The organism is Mycobacteroides franklinii (genome assembly GCF_001853795.1).
Taxonomy (GTDB): Bacteria; Actinomycetota; Actinomycetes; order Mycobacteriales; family Mycobacteriaceae; genus Mycobacterium; species Mycobacterium franklinii.
On the sequence record NZ_MLIK01000019.1, the window covers coordinates 1,242,163 to 1,260,661 of the forward strand.

Below are 18,499 nucleotides of genomic sequence, written 5' to 3' on the forward strand. Positions count from 1 at the left end.
ACAGCATTCGTCCACAGATCACCTGAGGGTTCGTCGTGCGCTGCAAGGCTTGTCCCCGACGAAAGGGGCCACGATGAATGACAATTCGCGTGCATACAACAGCGTGTGGCAGCTCCGCGGAGACTCGTGGTGCAGGCTGGAGGAGGCCGCAGACCGGCTGATCCGGACCAGCACCACCGGTGCGCTCAAGGAGCAGTACGCAGCGATCTGCAAAGATCTGCTGGACAAGCTGACACCGCTGGAGCCGTATTGGGCGTACCCGGGATCGTTGCAGTTCGCGAAGGTGCAACGGCTGTTCAGTAATGGCTCCTACGACAAGTTTGCGCAGGCGGTGTCGCGGATCAACCGGGCGCTGACCACCGAGTCATATCGAACCGGGGACGTCGATCACGCGGGGCTGGACGACACCGACATGTTTCCGGTGGATCCCCGCACGCTCGAGCAGCAGCCCATCGGCAAGCGGGACCAGCTGTACTTCGAAGTTCTCGTGGTCGCTTCGCTCACCGAGGCGCAGGAACGGGCGCTGCGCAACGAGGTACGCAGCTGGCGCCGCCCGGACGACGAGTTCGTGTACGAGCTGGTGGTGGTGTCCAGTGGGGATGAGGCGCTGATCGCCGCCCGGCTCAACGTCAACCTGCAGGCCGCGGTGGTGCGTCGCCGGTTCTCGCACCGCTCAGCCCGCGACCTGTCGTCCCTGTCGGAGTTCGTGGACACCCACATCTCCGATGAGCTGGCCGATCACCAGTCACCCGATGAGCGTGCCCAGATTCTGGCGACTTCACTGGCCGACCTGCGGCCCGAGATGGACCTCTACCTGATGACCGAGATCGAGGTCGAGGACATCGCCGGCCGCGTGGGCCTGTACTTCCGCCGGGTGTTCCATGCGCGTGAAGGCGTGCTCGAACTGCACCTGTCGATTCTGCAAGGTGTGGCCGCGCGTTATCGGACGCCGTTCTTCAGTGCGCTCAAGCAGTACAGCCACCGTCCAACAGGTGTCTTCCACGCGCTGCCGATTTCCCAGGGCAAGTCAATTGTCAACTCGCACTGGATCAAAGACATGGTCAGCTTCTACGGACTGGACGTGTTCATGGCCGAGACGTCGGCGACCTGCGGCGGGCTGGACTCGCTGCTGGAACCGACCGGACCGCTGCGCGAGGCGCAGCAGCTGGCCGCCGAGGCGTACGGTTCGCGGCACAGTTTCTTCGTCACCAACGGCACCTCGACCGCCAACAAGATCGTCACGCAGTCCCTGGTGGCGCCCGGAGATATCGTGCTGCTGGACCGCAACTGCCACCAGTCGCATCACTACGGGATGATGATGGCCGGCGCCAATGTCATCTACCTGGAGGCCTATCCGCTGGTCGACTATTCGATGTACGGTGCGGTGCCCCTGCGTGAGATCAAGTCAAAGCTGTTGGCGCTCAAACGGGCCGGCAAGCTCGACCGGGTCAAGATGATCTCCCTGACGAACTGCACCTTCGACGGCATCGTCTACGACGTGCAACGGGTGATGGAGGAATGTCTGGCCATCAAGCCGGACCTGGTGTTCCTGTGGGACGAGGCGTGGTTCGCATTCGCGCGTTTCCACCCCGTGTACCGGAACCGCACCGCGATGGCGTCGGCGCGCAAACTCCGGGAAAGATTGCAGGACAAGGACTACGGCAAGCGATATGAGGAATACCTCAAGGCCGAGATCGCTACACCGCCGACCGATGAGGACTTGCTGAACCGGCGGCTCATGGCGGACCCGGCCAAGGCCAGGGTGCGGGTGTACGCGACGCAGTCCACCCACAAGACCCTGACCTCGCTGCGACAGGGATCGATGATCCATGTGTACGACCAGGACTTCGACCAGAAGGTCTCCGAGGCATTCCACGAGGCGTACATGGCGCATACCTCGACCTCCCCGAACTACCAGATTCTGGCCTCGCTGGATCTGGGCCGCCGGCAGGTGGCTCTCGAGGGGGTTGAGTTGGTGCAGCGGCAGATTGAGAATGCCATGCAGCTGCGTGACGCCATCGACAACCACCCGCTGCTCAGCAAGTACATGGCCTGCCTGCGGACCTCGGACCTGATCCCCGATGACTTCCGTCCGTCGCATATCGCCCAACCGCTGCGCTCCGGCCTGAAGAACATGGAATCAGCCTGGGCTGCTGATGAATTCGTGTTGGACCCGTCGCGCATCACGCTGTCAATCGGGCACACCGGCTACGATGGTGACGAGTTCAAGCGTGATCAGCTGATGGACCGGCACGGGGTGCAGATCAACAAGACCTCACGAAACACCGTGCTGTTCATGACGAACATCGGTACCACCCGCAGTTCGGTGGCCTTCCTGGTGGAGGTGTTGGTCAAGATCGCGCGCGAGCTCGACGAGCGCATCGGGGAGATGGGAATCGAGGAGCGGGCCCGCTTTGAGCAGCGCGTGCACCGGCTGACCGCCAAGAGCGCGGCGATGCCCAACTTCAGCGGATTTCACCCCGCGTTCCTGGACCACAGCGGTTCCGGGCAGACCCCCGAGGGCGATGTGCGCAAGGCCTTCTACCTCTCGTACACCGACACCAATTGCGAGTACCTCAGTGACGCGCAGATCGTGGAAAAGCTCGACGCCGGTGGGGATGTGGTGTCGGCGACCTTTGTGACGCCCTATCCGCCGGGATTCCCCGTGCTGGTGCCCGGGCAGGTGTTCAGCCGAGAGATCCTGAGCTTCATCAGGACGCTGGACACCCCGGAAATCCATGGATACCAACCGGACTTCGGCTATCGCGTCTACACGGACAAGGCCATCGAGATGATCTCGCAGCCAGTGCTGGCCCCGAAAGCGGTGGTGGTGCAAGCCGTCCCGCACAAATCGGCCAAGGCAGACAAGGCTGCGGGAGAACCCGGGAACGGTGTGAAAGCCAAGCAGAACTGAGGGCTGCCCGCGGGTCCGTGGGCAGCACAAATAACGTTTACGTTTCGACTAGTTTCGACAATAAAACTTGTGCCGTCAACCCCTTGTGCTAGCTGAGGGGGCGGGTTCAGAGTGAAGATATGTCCGAAGCATGGATTGAGGCCTGTCCAGTCCAGCGGATCATGTTCCGTGACGGATTGGTCATCAGCCTGGGTGACTACAACGAGGTGGTTATCGCCGTGCCGATGTGGCTGACGCTTCCCCCGGCGGGGAAGTGGCCACGGGAAATCGTGTGCGTCGATCCGAAGGCAATCCTGGATGAGGAGCGTCCGCTCTTCAGTATCTCGGGTTCTACATGTACCGAGGCCAGGTGGAACGACAAAGGCGATTTGCACATGGAGTTCTCCGACGACCACGTGATCGACGTGCCCCATCACGACTTCGACACGGCGTGGGAGATCTATGGCAAGTACCACGGATACGTGGCCAGCTTGCCGCGCGGCAAGGTCCGCGTGGTGCGCCACGATGTGCCGGAGGAAGCCGGGGCCTAACCGGTTTTCGCCGCGATCGAACCCAAGGGAGGGTTGGTTCGTGGTTAGTGCGTGAGGCTCATCGCGGCGGCATGTGCGACAGCGGTACTGGCTACTTCTGTCGGAGTGAATGCTCCGCCGGGCGTGCCCGAGCGCAGCGCGCGGCTGGACGTCGGCCTGGCGGCGGCGGTGCAGCCTGCCCCTGGTGCGCTGATCACGCAGTTCTTGGCCAACCAGGCGCAGAATTGTTCGCTGATCTGCCCCTTTGTCGCGCAGGGTGCCGTCCAGGTGCCGGCGGCGCTGTTGCAGGCACCAGGGACCTTCCTGACCCAGCTGCAGGCGGGGCAGCCCGTGGTGCAGGCGCTCGGTGCGGGCGGCGCGACGGTGAGCGGGGCGGCCAACGACGTGTGGACCGGCCTTATCCGCACCGACCTGGATCAAGTGGTGCCGCGTACCGAATTCGGCACCGAGGTGATCGCGGTGGGTCTGGTGCAAATCGGTGAGGCGGCGCTGACGCAACCCGGCAGCCTGCCCGGAGCGCTCGGGCAGGCGCGTTCTGATCTGTTCGCCGCGTTGAACAATCCCACGGGCCCGGAGCCGTTTCCGGCGGTACATACGCCATTGGAGGCAGCCGCCGTGCGCGTGACGGCGGTCTTTTGGGCGGTGGCTTTCCATGCCACAGAACAGCTCACACTGATCGTCACCCGAGTGCCCAACGCCTTCCTGACGGCACTGGGCGCCACCGGGAATGTCGGGAAGGCCGTGCAGGCGGCGGGGCAAGCGGTCTCGACCACGGTCTCCGAATCGATCGCGCCGATCCGTGACGCGCTGACCAAGCCGATCCCGATCACGCCGGCGGTGGCCGCAAAACCTGACGTGAAGTCAGCCGTGGCTCCGGTGAAAACCACTGCGGTTCAGACGAACACAAAGCCGAAGCAGCAGACGTCGCTACCGGGCTCGCCCCCGGTGCTGGCGTCGAAACCCGACCCGAGTACGTCCACGAAGACCAAGCAACCGAACCTGATGAGTGGGTTGGGCGGGGCCGTCAAGAAGGCCTTCGGCGACATCGGTGCGAAGAAGCCGAGTGCGCCGGCCAAGCCCGCGAAGGCTGGTCATGCGTAGTTGTAGCCGTTAATCCGTTGCGGTTTTTTCGGGGTGGGAAATAGGTTGGACCTATGGCGTCCCCCGAGGTGCAAGCTGCCCTGGTCCGGCTGAGCGAACGAGTCGACCCCCCTGTGATGGTGGAAATGCCCTCGGCTGGCACCGATTTGACGTGGCGCCGGGCAAGCAAGAAGGACATACCCGCCCTCTTCGAGCTCTGGCGAGCAGCAGGCGCCGTTGACCACCCCACGAGTCTGGTCATGATGGACGAGCTCGAAGAAGAATTCGATGACGAGGACTTTGATCCGGAACTCGACTCGGTGATGGCGCTCGACCCGTCGGGGCGGGCCGTGGCATTCGGTTCGGCAACGGTGAAGTCCAGCAACGAAACCGTCGTATGGGTGACGCTCGACGGCACCGTGCATCCCGATCGCCGTCGTGAAGGAATCGGGACCAGCGTGCTCCGCTGGCAGGAGCAGCGGGGTCTACAGCATCTCGCGGAATCGGATGAATGCCTGCCCGGATGGCTCGCCGGTTTCGCGGAGGAGCACGCTGTCTGGACGACCGATTTGTTCCACCGCAACGGGTTTGAATCGGTGAGGTGGTGGTATGAGCTGGTGCGCGATCTCGGTCAACCCATCCCGGAGATCGGCCTTTCCCCCGGCGTGCGGATCGAGACCTATGGACCTGAGTGGTCCGAACCGACCCGAGACGCGCACAACGAGGCGTTCCGTGACCATTGGGGTAGCCAGCCGGAAACTCGTGAGGACTGGGAATCGGACCACAGGCTCGGTGCCTTCCGCGCCGATCTCTCGTACGTCGCGGTCGCACGCGATGCCACGGGACACGATACCGTCGTCGCCTATCTCCTCAGTGATGTCAACGAGGAGGAGTGGGAGGCCAACGGCGGCTCGTTCGGATTCATCCACTTGCTAGGTGTTCGCCGTGACTGGCGCGGGCGCAAACTTGCGCAGGCGTTGTTGACGCACGCCATGCGCGCCTACAAAAACGAAGGGTTTGCGCGGGCCATCCTCGAGGTGGACGCGGACAGCCCTACGGGTGCCGTGTCCCTTTATGAGGGGTTGGGGTTCACGGAGGCCAATCGCTCGGTCAGTTTGATGAAGCAGTTCTGACATACCAAGAACACACCATACGGTTTGGTGATTACACCAGGTCCCTGACGGGCTTAGGGCGTCCGGATTCGAGCGTCTGGGCGGGCACCTTCCTTGCTCGCGGGTGCAAGGTGTTCTCGGTGAAGAACCTTGGGGCCGTTACCCGTTGGATGAGCATCAGCACCGCACCCAGCACGAGAATGCCGAAGCCGAGGAAGAAGACCAGGCCGATGCCGCAGATTGACGAACCGCTGCCATTCGCGGGGTCCATCGATTCGCGTACCGAGATCACGAAAATGCCGATGAGCATCACACCGCCGAGTAGCGGGCAGAGGAACCGGAACACCACGTTGCGGAGGCTGACGAAGAGCGAGCGCCGGAACTCCCAGATGCAGGCAAACGCCGTGATGCCGTAGTACCAACAGATCATGATGCCGAGCGCGGCGATGGTGTCGGTGAGAGTGTGCTCAGACAACACCGTCACCACGGTGTAGAACACCGCCGTCACCGTGCTGGACATGATGGTGGAAAAGCGGGGCACCAGGTAGCGGGGGCTGATCTCCGCGAACTTCCGGGGGACGGCGCCGTAGACGCCCATCGCGAGCATCACACGGGCAAGAGGCAAGAAGGTGGTCTGCAAGCCCGCAACCGAAGAGGCCAGCACCGCCAGGGAAAGGAACGGACCGAAGAAGGCCCCCAACACCGGATTGGCTAGGGCGCCAAAGATGTTCTCTTCGTTCGCCGGGTTGCCCAGGCCAAGACCCGTTGTGCCCACCCCGGCGTACATCGTCAGTGCCACCGCAACCAACAAGTACGTCAGCAGGATCGAGATCACGGACAGCAGGCCCGCACGCCCGGGCACCCGGTCCGGGTCCTTGCTCTCCTCACCGAGGGTCAGGCAGGTATCCCACCCCCAGAACGCGAACACCGAACCGGTCACACCGACCACGAAGGCGCCGATGCTCAACCCGGTGAATGGATTGAGCCAATCGATATCGAAGGAGAGGTGGCCAGGCGCCGCACCGGTCCCGACCTTCCACAAAGCGGCCCCCGCGAAGCCGAACAGCATCAGCATCTGAAAGCCCACCAGCGCGTACTGGACGCGCTCGCCGGTGGTGATGCCCCGGCACGCAACGTATGTCGCGATCAGCATGATCGCCAACGTCGTGGCGATGTTCACGAGTTTGTTCGAGGGCAGGTCCGCGATCGCAGGCTGGTGTGAGATCTGCGCGATGAACAGGTAGAAGAACTGCACCGCCACCGCCGCCAAATTCGACAGCACGATGATGCAGGCGACTACCTGTCCCCAGCCGGTCATCCACCCGACGTAGGGCCCGAACGCGCGGCTGGACCACGTGAACGATGCCCCGGCATCGGGGTTCTTCGAGTTGAGTTCGCGATAGGCGTATGCGGTGAGGAACATCGGGACGAAACCGGCGATCAGGATGGCCGGCATCTTCAATCCCACCGCGGCCACGAGCAGCCCAACGCTGGCCGTCAGGGTGTAGCCGGGGGCGACAGACGATATCCCCAGCACCGCGCCCGAGAATGTGCCGATCTGGCCGCCCGCCAGGCCTTTGCCGCCGACACGCGAGGCGTCGATACTCTGGCTCACAGGGTGCGGATGAGCTTCTTGTTGACGAATTCCTCCATGCCGAACCGGCCCAGCTCGCGGCCGAAGCCGGAGCGCTTGATGCCGCCGAAGGGCAGCTCGGCACCGTCGGCACCCACTCCGTTCACGAACACCATTCCGGCCTCGATACGGTTCGCCACCCGCTGCGCCTGCTCGGGGTCGGTGGTGAAGACATAGGAGCCGAGACCAAAGGGGGTGTCGTTGGCGATGGCGACGGCCTCATCCTCGCTGCTGGCGCGGTACACCGACGCGACCGGGCCGAACAGCTCCTGGTGGTAGGCCGGGTTATCGGCGGTGAGGCCGGTGATGACCGCGGGCGGATGGAAGGCGCCGCGGCGCTCGCCGGCAGCGGTGACGGTGGCCCCGCCGGCCTTGGCGGCGGCGACTTGCGCCTCCAAAGTCGTTGCGGCGCGCACCGAGCTGAGCGGAGCGATCCCGTCGGCGGCGGCGAGCAGTGTGGCAGTGAACTTCTCCACGAACGCCTCGTACAGTTCGTCCGCGACGATGAATCGTTTGGCGGCGTTGCAGGCCTGCCCGGTGTTGTCCAGCCGGGCCGTGGCCGCGGCCGCGACGGTGGCGTCCAGGTCGTCGGATGAGAGCACCAAGAAGGGATCCGAGCCGCCCAGTTCCAGTACGCACTTCTTCAGGTTCCGGCCGGCGATCTCGGCGACCGCGGCGCCGGCACGCTCGGAGCCCGTGAAGGAAACCCCGGCGACACGGGGGTCCGCGATCAGGTTGGCGACCTGCTCGTTGGTGGCGCGAATGTTCAGGTACGTGCCGGACGGCAAGCCTGCCTCGGCGAACAACAGCGCCAGTGCCTCTGCGGACTCCGGACACTGCGGGGCATGCTTGAGCAGAATGGTGTTGCCCACCAACAGGTTCGGGCCGGCGAACCGGGCCACCTGATAGTAGGGGAAGTTCCACGGCATGATGCCCAGCAGCACCCCGATCGGGAGACGCTTGATAACCGCTGTGCCCTGCCCGGCCAGGAGCTCGATGCTCTCGTCGGCAAGGAACTTCTCCGCGTTGTCGGCGTAGTACTCGTAGATCGCGGCACAGAAGTCGATCTCGCCCAGTGCCTCGTCGCGGGGCTTGCCCATCTCCCGCACGATGATGTCGGCGAGCATTTCCCGTTTTGCGGTGTGCAGCTCGGCCACGCGGCGCATCCGGGCAGCCCGGTCGGCGACGGTAGTGTCCGCGGGCCAGGTGCGGCTACTTCCGGACGCGGCAGTCAGGGCGGCATCCAACTCGGCGTCGGTGGCGGTGGGGTAGATGGCTGCGACCTCGCCGGTGGCGGGATCGGTGACGGCGTATTCAGTCATGGGATTCTCCTTGCAGGGATGGGATTTTCGGGTATTCCTCGAGCCTTGCACACACTCGCGCCCTGTGGGTCTAGCTGTTCGAGGGGGCGAGCAGCGCGGCATGGATCCGGCCCGCGGTATCGGTGCCGATCCGCACGCCACCATCGACGTGCATATAGCCGACGCCCTGGATGTCGGAGCTTGCGAAGAAGATGGGGCCGACCGGCCGGTTCTGTAGGTGCCCCCAGCGGCTGAGACCGCCGAGGCTCCAGCTGGCCCCGTAGGCGCCGCGGGTGAATTCCTCTGTGCCCCAATCGGAGAGATAGACGGCGAGCGGGCGTTTGGCCTCTTTCCCGAAGTATGCGGCGAACGACTCCAGAATGGCGCCCTGGCGCGCGTCGTCGGGCAGCGCCCAGGTCTCCTCGGCCTTCACGCCGACCACGAAGCCGACCAGGGTGCCATGCGGGTGATCGGCGACGGTGTTGTCGTAGACCTCGCAGACCCGTTCATGGGAAGCGAAACCGGTGCCGGAGAGCCCGTTTTCGCGCCAAAAGGGCGTCTCGTAGACGGCTTGGGCCTTGATCACCAGCCCCATGGACTGGTGCTGGTGGCTGACCTGCCGGATGCGAGGTAGCGGCGGCTGGCAGCTGATGGTGTTGTAGAGGTTCGGCGGTATTGCCAGCACCGCGAAGCGTGCCCGCACGGTCACCCGGTCACTGACCGCAGTGACGATCGATGGCATCCCCTCACCGGCGTCGGACCAGTTCACTTGCCGAACCGGGGCCGACAGGTGCACCACGCCGGGGCCGAGTTCGTCGGCGATCTGCTCGGACACCGATTGCATGCCGCCGACCACGCGCTCGTCGAGCAGGATGCCCTCATCGATGAGGTGCTCGAATTTCCCCGCGGAGGCGACCATCAGCATGGCCTGCAACACAGAGAATGAGTGGGACTGCTTGGTGAACATGCCGGCCGCGATGTAATGCCCGACGATTCGACGGGCCTCCTCGTCGTCGCTGTTCGATGCCAGCCAGGTCGCAAACGGGATGGCGTCGAGGTCGGCGGCGTGCGGATGCTCCCACGGGGCCGCGGGGTCGATCTCGGCTGCCAGCGCGTCCAGCGTGTGGACCAACTGATTCACCTGCTGCAGGGTCGCGTCGGGGACGGGGAAATCGCCTGTGAACTCACGTCGTTCACCGTCTTGGCCGATGTAGACCGAGTTGCCCCTGCGGTACCGGGGAAAAGTCGATTTGCCGAGCTCTGCGAGCAGGTCTTTGAGCGCATCTTGGTCTGACGAGATCCACTGGCCGCCGAGCTCGAAGAACTCGCCGTCGATGGTCTGCGACCACGTACGCCCGCCAACCCGGTCCCGTGCTTCGAGCACCGCCGCGGTGTGTCCGGCCTGGACGAGCCTGCGCGCGGTCATCAGGCCGGAGATTCCGGCGCCAATGACCACCACGTCGCGCTCGATGGTCGGTCCGCTGCGGGCGGTGGTGGGTACGACAAATTCGGTCACGGAGTGTCCTCTCGAATTGACGCCGGAACGGGCGGGACTACACCGTGGTGTACGCGATCCCCGATGGTGGCGTGAGTCACAATGCTAGGAACTTCGCTGTGCCGATCGACTAGCCGAACAAGCAAATTTTTATTTTCTGAAGCTGTTACCTCGGTAGATTGGCTGTCGCCAGCGGGCGGATAGTTAATTTTCTGTATAGGCATGGGCGACTGATGAACGGATGAACCACGATGCAGAGGGACCGCGACACTGCGAGCCGTGGGCGGGGCCGGCCGTCTGTCGGGGTGCTCAGCCGTGACCGGATTGTCGACGCGGCACTCGCCGAGCTGCGCGCCTCCGGGTTGCGCAAACTGACCATGCGGGCGGTCGCGGCCCGGCTGGAAGTGACTATCGCCGCGCTGTACAACCACGTCCCGTCGCGTGCTGGATTGCTTGCGGCAGTGCAGGAGCGATTCACCGCCGGTCTGGACGTCTCCGGCTTCGGAACGGTCCCGCTGCGTGAGGCGCTTTCCCGGTGGGCGTGGAGTTACCTCGATCAGCTGCGCCGACGTCCGGAACTGTTGCCGCTGATCGTGGAGGTCCCGCTGGCGCAGGCACCGCTCACATCCGTGATGTACCAACGGGTTACCGCGGGCTTCGCCGCCGCGGGCTGGCCGGAGGAGAGCATCATCGCCTCGATGAGCATCCTCGAGACCTTCATCTTCGGGGCCGCGGTGGACTCCCCAGGCCCGAGCGACGTGTACGCGCCGTATGACCCGGCCAACGCGCCGCAGATGGGCCGAGTCTATGAGGCATTCGCCAATTCCGTGCGTGAGCGACAAACGCGCGCGCACGACCTGATCTTCACCATGGGACTGGACGCGGCCCTCATTGGACTGCACCATATTTGGGGGACTGGACGCGGCTGGGCGGGGGTGCGGTTGCCGGCGCAGCGCCAGTGAGGTTCTGGTCATGTGTGGTTGAGCGACTCGCCGACCGTCACAATATTCAGGAGTTCGGGTGCCCGCTCGGTAGGGCCATCAGCAAAGGTGCATGAGATTACCTCCCTCGCAGAGACTTTGGACTCGCGGGAAGGATCGACACCTATAACTCGCGGTAGTCTGAGGCGACCCGCGATGCCCACAACGGGGCGTTCCGTGATCGTTGGCGCAGCTAGCCGAGAGCCCCGTGGCGCTCAACGAGATGCGGGAGTTCTCGACGATCAATCGCTCGATCATTCCGATGAAACAGGCCTCGCACTGCTACCGGGCGAGCGAACCAGTGCGTTGCCGGTAACGCCGCAGCACGTCGGCCAGCCCGGGCCATCCGATGGCGAGCTCGTCGCGAAGCGGCACTGTGCACTCCAACTGGCTGAGGGTGCCGAGGAGCAGGATGAGGGTGCGGGCAGCCGGGATCAGTTCCCCGGACAACGCCACTTGCCGGGCGACGTTGGATAGTCGAGGTTTGGTGAGGCTGTTCACTTGACCGACGAACCAGGCCCGGGTCAGGCGTGCCTCGGGCGAGAGGAACAGTTCACGAAACGGTGCTATCGCGTTGGCCATGGCCTCGACATCGAGTTCGTGCCGGGGCCTTACGAAACCGTGCTGCCGTAAGGCGGCCTCGAGATCGTCGTTTCCGCCGTTGAGGATTGCCTCGCCCAGGTCGTGAGCGAGCGTAAAAAAGCCGGAGGGATATGTCGAACATGCTCCGAAGTCGACCACTCCGAGCCGCCCGTCGGGGAGCAGCTGGAAGTTTCCGGGATGCGGGTCGCCGTACAGATACCCGCTGCGCTGGAAGCTGCCCGCAGTGAAGCGCAGGATTTGTGTCCCCGCATGATTGCGGTCTTCTTGAGAGCCGTTGCGAATCAGCTGATTCAGCGGCACGGCGTCCACCCATTCGCTTATCAGTACGTCGTGCTGTTGGTCGATAACGTTGGGTACCAGGAAATCTGGATCGTCGGCGTAGGCTGCGGCAAAAGCGCGCTGATAGTGCGCCTCTTGCTGGAAGTCGAGTTCGTCTCCGACGTAGTCGCAGACCGCATCGATTACTGAACGAACATCGGTGCCCGGGAAAGCGACCGAGGCCATGGGTGCCATCGATCGAAGTAAGCGGAGTTCGTTGAGCAGCGCTTGACGTACGCCCGGGTACATCACCTTGACGGCGACCGGCGTGCCATCATGCCAAACTGCGCGATGTACCTGCCCAATTGAGGCGGCTGCCGCACGGGAAGAATCGAATGCGTTGAAGCGCCGGCGCCAGTTCTCACCCATGTTGGCGGCCATGGTGTCGTGGACGAGAGACGGCAGCATGACCGGTCCCGAGTCCTGCAGCTTGCTCAGCGCAATCCGATAGGGCTCGGCTAACTCGGTTGGGAGAGTCAGTTCGGTGAGTGCCAGAATCTGGCCCAGCTTCTGGGCGCCTCCCCGCAGTTCGCCAAGAATCTCGAATACATGCTGTGCGGTGCGCATTTGGATGTCTCGGCCGATCTCGTCGGACGAGCGACCGAGTAACCGCTTGCCGGCCCCTGTGACGCGGCGGGCCGCATAGGCGGCCGGAAGTTTGGACAACTTTGCGTTGCGTAGCGGCGTGGCCGTGGGTACGCGGCCACTGGATGCCTCGGCAGCCCGCCGCGGGAACAGCGGTACCACTTTGCTTCGGGGTCGATCGGGCATCACTCACCTCTGGGAACAGTGCGCACTTCGTGCTACACGCCAGCTAATTCGAGATCAGTCTCGGGGGCTAGCATCGAGTCGTCAAGTCCTGTGATCGGCCTGGCTATGCTGTCCGAGACGGTTCTAGCATTTGTGTGCGAGAGGCGGGGCGATGGAATCGAAGACGATGGTGGCTGACATTGCCGAGGAGTTGACGCGCCGTGTTGTCGGTGGGGAGTACGCGCCCGGCGAGTTGATGATGTCGGTACGCCAGGTCGCCGATGAGTTTGACGTCAATCGCGCGACGGCGCAGCTGGTTCTCGGACGACTGGAGTCGTTGGGCATCGTGGTCGCGCGGCGTGCTCGGGGTTTCGTGATCAGCGACATCCGCGACAGTGGCGGCGTCGATGTCAGTGGTTATGTGTTCAGGCTGTCACAGACGCCTACGGAAGCCTTCGAAATGTTCCGCGACGCTGTCGATGTGGAACGCACGATTGTGCTGGAAGCGCTCCTTGCTTACGCGACTCTCGAGGAGCCGCCGGACTTGGCTGTGGTCGAGAGCGGCATAGACGAGCTGGAATCGATTGCACGACTGGATAAGCCGGACCATTCGTTAATGTTCGAGAAGGAACTGGGCATCGTTCGCCATGTCCTCGCTGCGCTCCACCAACCCTTTCGGAAAGCAGTGTTGAACTCGATAGGCGAGATGATTTTGAGCCTGCCCGAGGCAACCGCCGCCTACTACCCCGCAGAGCCGGATGTGCGTGTGCTTGTGTGGCGCGCGTTTGTGGCTGCGCGCAAAACCGAGGCGGGTCCCACGCAGTCTCAGCTCGCCCTCTTCGAGGACCTTCTCGACATGTACCACCAGCAAGTCATCGAACGGTTCGCTGAACTGGTAGTTGGCCATGAGGCGGATGTGCCTGTGCGTGGTTCGGTGGCAACTGCCTGATACTCGCCGGTAACTGTCTGAGTCGGATTGGTTCTTCGTGGATCTGATTCGGCGAACTGGGCTGGGTGCGGTGCCGCAACCTCCGTAGCGCTCGTGAAAATCGTTATATAACAAACACTTTACTATCCGATGGCGATATCGGGTGACGGTCGTGGAAACAAACGCGGTGCGCGGCGATGTGGGCGCGCAGCCGGGGAACCTGACATGAGGCACTGAATATCTGCCAATGTAGCGACGGAAAGGCTTGCTGTCTGAGACAGTATGTCCTACAGTTCCCCCATGGCGTCGGTGGGAGTGACAACTCATGGTGCGGCGGGATTCCAGGCCGGGTGTCGGTGCGATACGTGCCATACGGCGGAAGCCACGCGTCTGCGGCGGATTGGACGGGCCGAGACCAGACGCTGGGAGAAACTGAACGCGCGTGCAGACCGGGTGTGGGAGCAGCGATTAGAGACTCCGGAACCTTCACCGTTTCGGACTCGCTGGTCTGCTCACGAGATCGCATACGCGCTCGACTCATCGCGAACGGTGGACGATATCGCCCGCGCGTTGGGCCGCACGGTGGCAGCCGTTTGGCAAATACGACGGAAGTACGCAACGCGGTGCACCTGCGGTGCTCCGGTTCTCAAGGTGCCCTGACCCTAGTGGCCCCTTGCGGCGAGGTTCTCGTGAAGAGGCACGCCGTTATCCCGTCGACAATCGCCGCTCACGTGAGGAAACACATGCGGAACGATTTCACCGATCGTGAGCTGCTGTACGAGCTTGAGCCTGTGGTCGAGGAGAATGTGCACCGTCACCTCGGCGTCACCAAGGACTGGAATCCGCACGATTATGTGCCGTGGTCCGAGGGCAAGAACTTCAAGGCTTTGGGCGGGCAGGATTGGCATCCGGAGCAGTCCAAGCTCTCCGAAGTGGCCAAGGCCGCAATGATCACCGGCCTGCTCACCGAGGACAACCTGCCCGCCTATCACCGTGAGATCGCGATGAACTTCACGATGGATGGGCCGTGGGGCACCTGGGTGAACCGCTGGACCGCTGAGGAGAACCGGCACGGCATCGCGATCCGCGACTACCTCGTCGTGACCCGATCGGTGGACCCGATCGAGTTGGAGAAGCTGCGTGTGGAGCAGATGACCCGCGGATTCTCCCCGGGACAGAACGGCCAGAATTTGCCATTCGCCGAGAGCCTGTTCGACTCGGTGGTCTACGTGACCTTCCAGGAACTGGCCACCCGGCTGTCCTGGCGCAACACCGGTAAAGCCTGTGCCGAGCCCATCGCCGATGCTCTCCTCAAACGCATTTCCACGGACGAGAACTTGCACATGATCTTCTACCGCAACCTCGTCGAAGCCGGCCTCGCATTGGCCCCCAACCAGGTCCTGCGATCCATCCATCGCAGAGTCGCCACTTTCACGATGCCCAGCTACACCATTCCCGATATCCGCCGCAAAGCCCTCGCCATCGCCACCGCAGGTATCTACGACCCCCAATTACATCTGGACCACGTGCTCATGCCCGTACTGCGCAAGTGGCGCGTCTTCGAACGCGACGACATCACCGGCGAGGCCGAGCGGTACCGAGAAGACCTCGACCGCTACATCGGCGATCTCAAGAAGACCGCCGCCGACTTCGACGAAGTCAAAGCCAAATACCTGGAACGCCAAGCCAAACGCACAGAGCGTCTGGCCGCCAAGGCGGAAATGATCGGCGCCTAGTGCGCGCTCACGTGTGAAATGTCCGCTCACAGAAGCTGAATGATGGGAACCATACGCAATGTCTAACTTGAGCCCCAAGTTCGAAGAAATCGCATCCATATACGACATCTCCAACGCGTTCTACGAGCTTTTCCTCGGCCCCACAATGGGTTACACGTGCGGATATTTCGAACGCGAGGATGCGAACGCCGACGAAGCGCAGATCGCCAAGTTCGATCTGGCTCTGGGCAAGCTGGGTCTGGCGCCCGGGATGACACTGCTCGACATCGGGTGCGGCTGGGGCGCCGGGATGCGACGGGCCATCGAAACGTATGACGTCAATGTGATCGGACTGACGTTGTCTGATGAACAACGCAAGTACGCGATCGACAAGCTCAGGCGCGTCCCCACCAGGCGAACCATCGACGTGCGGCTGCAAGGCTGGGAGGAATTCGACGACAAAGTCGACCGGATCGTGTCCATCGGTGCATTCGAACACTTCGGGTTCGAGCGCTACGACGATTTCTTTACGACGGCCTGGAACGCCCTACCCGACGACGGGGTACTGCTTCTGCACACCATCACGATGTTCGATGAGCGGCGCTCCCAGGAGCTGGGCCTGCCCCTGACCATCGAATTGGCCCGATTTGCCAAGTTCATCATGACCGAGATCTTTCCCGGAGGACGCCTGCCGTCGGTGCGAAAGGTGGAGCACCACGCCCAGAAAGCGGGATTTACGTTGCAACGTGTGCACGAAATCGGTCCGCACTACGTACGGACCTTGCAGGCTTGGGCCGAAAGACTACAGGCCAACCGTGACGAAGCCATCGCGCTTCAGGGTCAAGAAGTCTATGACCGATTCGACAAATATTTGAATGGGTGCGTGAGACTTTTTCGCGATGGATACACCAGCGTTCACCAATTCACGCTCACCAAGTCTGTTCGATAGTGGCTCTTTCGTTGGCAGCTTGGAGATATTTCAGCTAACTGGCTAATGCTTTCTTTTGAGTCCGGCGTGAATGATGTACGGAGCATTTGCATTGGACTTATCTGGTGGGGGTGCGCGATCTGTCTCTGCGTGGGTGATGCGATGGCTCGAATCGAGCTGGTGTGCAGGGGCCAACGCCAGACTTAAAGGCCTAGTCCGGTGGCTGCGGGCCGCGCGTAGCTGGATAGCGCGAATATAGGCTGTCTATCAGGTATTTCGCTTCGCGTAGATCCTTGCGCATCGCAGCTACACGCTGGCGATGATGCCGATGAGGGGAGCTGTCTTTCGGTGTACGCCGCAGGAGGTCTTCCGCCTTGGCCACGTTTTGTGACGTCTCGTAGACATGCTCGTAGAGCGATGCCAACAGCACCCTGGCCTGTGCCACGGAAGCATTCTCTGTCACTAATTCATCTTCTCACCCGGAACCACTGATGTACAGCTATCTGTGAATGATTGAATCAATAAGTGAAAAAGAATGCTCAAATAATGGCCATCACTGATCTCGAGACTGGAGACTTCCATGCTTTGGCGGCCGTTGCTTTAGTTGCGCATGGACGGGTCTCGCTGCAGCCCAGAGAATTGATGTTGGTCACTATCTTTGCGCGCTGCACGGCTGCGGTATGGACCCTGGTTTCAGCGAATGTGCGGGAGCGGAGGCGCTGATCAACGTGGAGCCGATGACGGGAATCGAACCCGCGTATTCAGCTTGGGGGAATGTGTCTTTCGAGATTCGCTGAGGTTCGTTAAGATCCTGCGGTACAAGACTATTCGACATATTTAGGTCCGCATGAATACTTTGCTGTACGCAGCGTGTCGCGCGCGTTTATGCGGGGAAAGTACGGAGTACTTCGCTCTGTAATTGTGAGCATGCCTAGACATTCCTCTTCTCTGCAACGGTTCGCCTATGTCGGGGAGTGGCGAAACATCCTGAGGTTTCCCACCCGCGAGACATGTCCGAAGCTTTGGTGATTGACTCTGTTCGTAGAGCGAGGCCAGCAGGATCCGTGCTTGTGCCACTGACGCATCCTCAACCACCGGCGCGTCCTCGCATCTGGTTGCCCGCCGTGCGCAGCAATCTGTCAGGTATGCGCTCCGCGACGCAGAGCCGCTGGTCTCTGCTGCGCTTTGCCTAAGGCTACGATTCACAGCGCTTCACCGATGTAGCGGCCGCACTGCTGGGCCAGTTCCTCACGCGTAAGCGATAACTGACCATCAAGCCACACCCGTATCAGGCCAGTCACGCCTGCAACTAGGCCCTCAGCTTGTACGGCCAAGAGCCTGGTGTCGTGGTGGCTCGTGTTCTCTTCCAGTATCTGACGCAGCATGAAGGCCACATCACCGGTCAGCTGTCCACGCAGCGACGCTAACCGCGAGCCACCGATCGCCGGATCGAGCAAAAAACGCGCCTTACACGGGTCTACAGTCAGTGCATCTACTACGCCGATGACGATGGCCTTGACGTGGGAATACGGTTCGCCTGACGATATTTCGATCGCGACAACAGCCGCCTTGCTGCATTCTTCGATAATCCAATCGAAGATCTCTACGAGAAAGCTCTCTACCCCTTCGAAACACTGGTAGAAGTATCGGGCGCTGCACCCTGCGGTAGCGGTGATCGAGGCAACCGTTGCCCTACCGCCCGAACTGGCCATCGCCTCGAGCCCAACTTCCAGGAAACGCTGTCGACGCTTAGAGCGCCACTGTTCAGCCGACAGCCCCCGGTACGGGCGAGTGAAGTAGCCAGCCACCAGCGGTCCTCCAAAATCATCCCTGAGAAGAACCACGAATCAGCTCAATTCGTGCGCACACGCGCGTTGCTGAATGAGATTGAAAGCGACAGGCCCCAACCAATGCGATGGCCATAAGTCACTAAAACAGACGACCTAAGCCCCTACCTCAAGAAAGACCAGCAAGCAGCCGGCAACATAGATCGCGCTCAGCTCCAGCTCCCTAGCCGAATCAGCTTTCGCGCAAGGCCCTTTGTGATCGTCAGCACTCACCGAACGAGCACCGGTAGGCGATCAACGGTCCTCAGTCCTGGCCTTGTGGTCATTGCATGGCTGGCACGCAGCACGCAGGTTCTTCGGATCGAACGCGAGATTTAAGCAGCCCGCGAGGCGCACTTCTTTCTGTGAGTAAGGAACTGGGCCTA

Annotated in this window: 14 protein-coding genes; 8 read left to right on the forward strand and 6 right to left on the reverse strand. The window is 62.3% G+C overall.

The genetic code is table 11. From position 1 onward, the window contains the following. Positions 1-73: 73 nt before the first annotated feature. The 4 genes from BKG76_RS13710 to BKG76_RS13725 all read left to right on the forward strand — a co-directional run bounded on the left by BKG76_RS13710 (position 74) and on the right by BKG76_RS13725 (position 5,657). Positions 74-2,914, forward strand: coding sequence for an aminotransferase class I/II-fold pyridoxal phosphate-dependent enzyme (locus BKG76_RS13710; RefSeq protein WP_083338036.1), 2,841 nt, complete (start codon positions 74-76; stop codon positions 2,912-2,914). A 119-nt stretch (positions 2,915-3,033) separates the two neighbouring features. Continuing rightward, positions 3,034-3,444, forward strand: a complete 411-nt coding sequence (locus tag BKG76_RS13715; protein WP_070938117.1) for a DUF6188 family protein — start codon at positions 3,034-3,036, stop codon at positions 3,442-3,444. A 105-nt stretch (positions 3,445-3,549) separates the two neighbouring features. Next, positions 3,550-4,545 carry a hypothetical protein gene (locus BKG76_RS13720; protein ID WP_407937660.1) on the forward strand — a complete coding sequence of 332 codons (996 nt, stop codon included), beginning with the start codon at positions 3,550-3,552 and terminating at the stop codon, positions 4,543-4,545. A 116-nt stretch (positions 4,546-4,661) separates the two neighbouring features. Beyond that, on the forward strand, positions 4,662-5,657 hold the full coding sequence (locus BKG76_RS13725) for a GNAT family N-acetyltransferase (protein ID WP_236737598.1): 996 nt from the start codon (positions 4,662-4,664) through the stop codon (positions 5,655-5,657). A 31-nt stretch (positions 5,658-5,688) separates the two neighbouring features. On the opposite strand, the gene BKG76_RS13730 is transcribed toward BKG76_RS13725, so the two are convergent. From BKG76_RS13730 to BKG76_RS13740, 3 genes are all read right to left on the reverse strand, one after another. Then, positions 5,689-7,251, reverse strand: coding sequence for an APC family permease (locus BKG76_RS13730; protein ID WP_083338037.1), 1,563 nt, complete (start codon positions 7,249-7,251; stop codon positions 5,689-5,691). Next, positions 7,248-8,591, reverse strand: a complete 1,344-nt coding sequence (locus BKG76_RS13735) for an NAD-dependent succinate-semialdehyde dehydrogenase (protein WP_070938120.1) — start codon at positions 8,589-8,591, stop codon at positions 7,248-7,250. The genes BKG76_RS13730 and BKG76_RS13735 overlap by 4 nt, the downstream gene beginning before the upstream one ends. 70 nt (positions 8,592-8,661) lie before the next feature. Then, entirely contained in the window at positions 8,662-10,086 is a 1,425-nt protein-coding gene (locus tag BKG76_RS13740) for a flavin monoamine oxidase family protein (RefSeq protein ID WP_070938121.1), read from the reverse strand. Positions 10,087-10,316: 230 nt separating this feature from the next. Between BKG76_RS13740 and BKG76_RS13745 the strand changes: the two genes are divergently transcribed. Beyond that, on the forward strand, positions 10,317-11,027 hold the full coding sequence (locus tag BKG76_RS13745) for a TetR/AcrR family transcriptional regulator (protein WP_070938122.1): 711 nt from the start codon (positions 10,317-10,319) through the stop codon (positions 11,025-11,027). A 300-nt stretch (positions 11,028-11,327) separates the two neighbouring features. On the opposite strand, the gene BKG76_RS13750 is transcribed toward BKG76_RS13745, so the two are convergent. Further along, on the reverse strand, positions 11,328-12,737 hold the full coding sequence (locus BKG76_RS13750) for an ABC1 kinase family protein (protein WP_070938123.1): 1,410 nt from the start codon (positions 12,735-12,737) through the stop codon (positions 11,328-11,330). 151 nt (positions 12,738-12,888) lie between these two features. Here BKG76_RS13750 and BKG76_RS13755 point away from each other — a divergent pair, with 151 nt between their 5' ends. From BKG76_RS13755 to BKG76_RS13765, 3 genes are all read left to right on the forward strand, one after another. Next, positions 12,889-13,665: a winged helix-turn-helix domain-containing protein gene (locus BKG76_RS13755; RefSeq protein ID WP_070938124.1), complete on the forward strand. Its 777-nt coding sequence runs from the start codon at positions 12,889-12,891 to the stop codon at positions 13,663-13,665. Positions 13,666-14,387: 722 nt separating this feature from the next. Then, positions 14,388-15,380: an acyl-ACP desaturase gene (locus BKG76_RS13760; RefSeq protein WP_070938125.1), complete on the forward strand. Its 993-nt coding sequence runs from the start codon at positions 14,388-14,390 to the stop codon at positions 15,378-15,380. A gap of 58 nt (positions 15,381-15,438) precedes the next feature. Then, a complete protein-coding gene (locus BKG76_RS13765) occupies positions 15,439-16,308 on the forward strand; it encodes a cyclopropane mycolic acid synthase family methyltransferase (protein ID WP_070938126.1) in 870 nt (289 codons plus the stop codon). A gap of 190 nt (positions 16,309-16,498) precedes the next feature. Here BKG76_RS13765 and BKG76_RS24460 read toward each other — a convergent pair whose 3' ends face one another. Both BKG76_RS24460 and BKG76_RS13770 read right to left on the reverse strand, forming a co-directional pair. Beyond that, positions 16,499-16,732, reverse strand: a complete 234-nt coding sequence (locus BKG76_RS24460; protein WP_083338038.1) for a hypothetical protein — start codon at positions 16,730-16,732, stop codon at positions 16,499-16,501. A 757-nt stretch (positions 16,733-17,489) separates the two neighbouring features. Then, positions 17,490-18,131, reverse strand: coding sequence for a TetR/AcrR family transcriptional regulator (locus BKG76_RS13770; protein WP_083338039.1), 642 nt, complete (start codon positions 18,129-18,131; stop codon positions 17,490-17,492). Positions 18,132-18,499 lie beyond the last annotated feature (368 nt).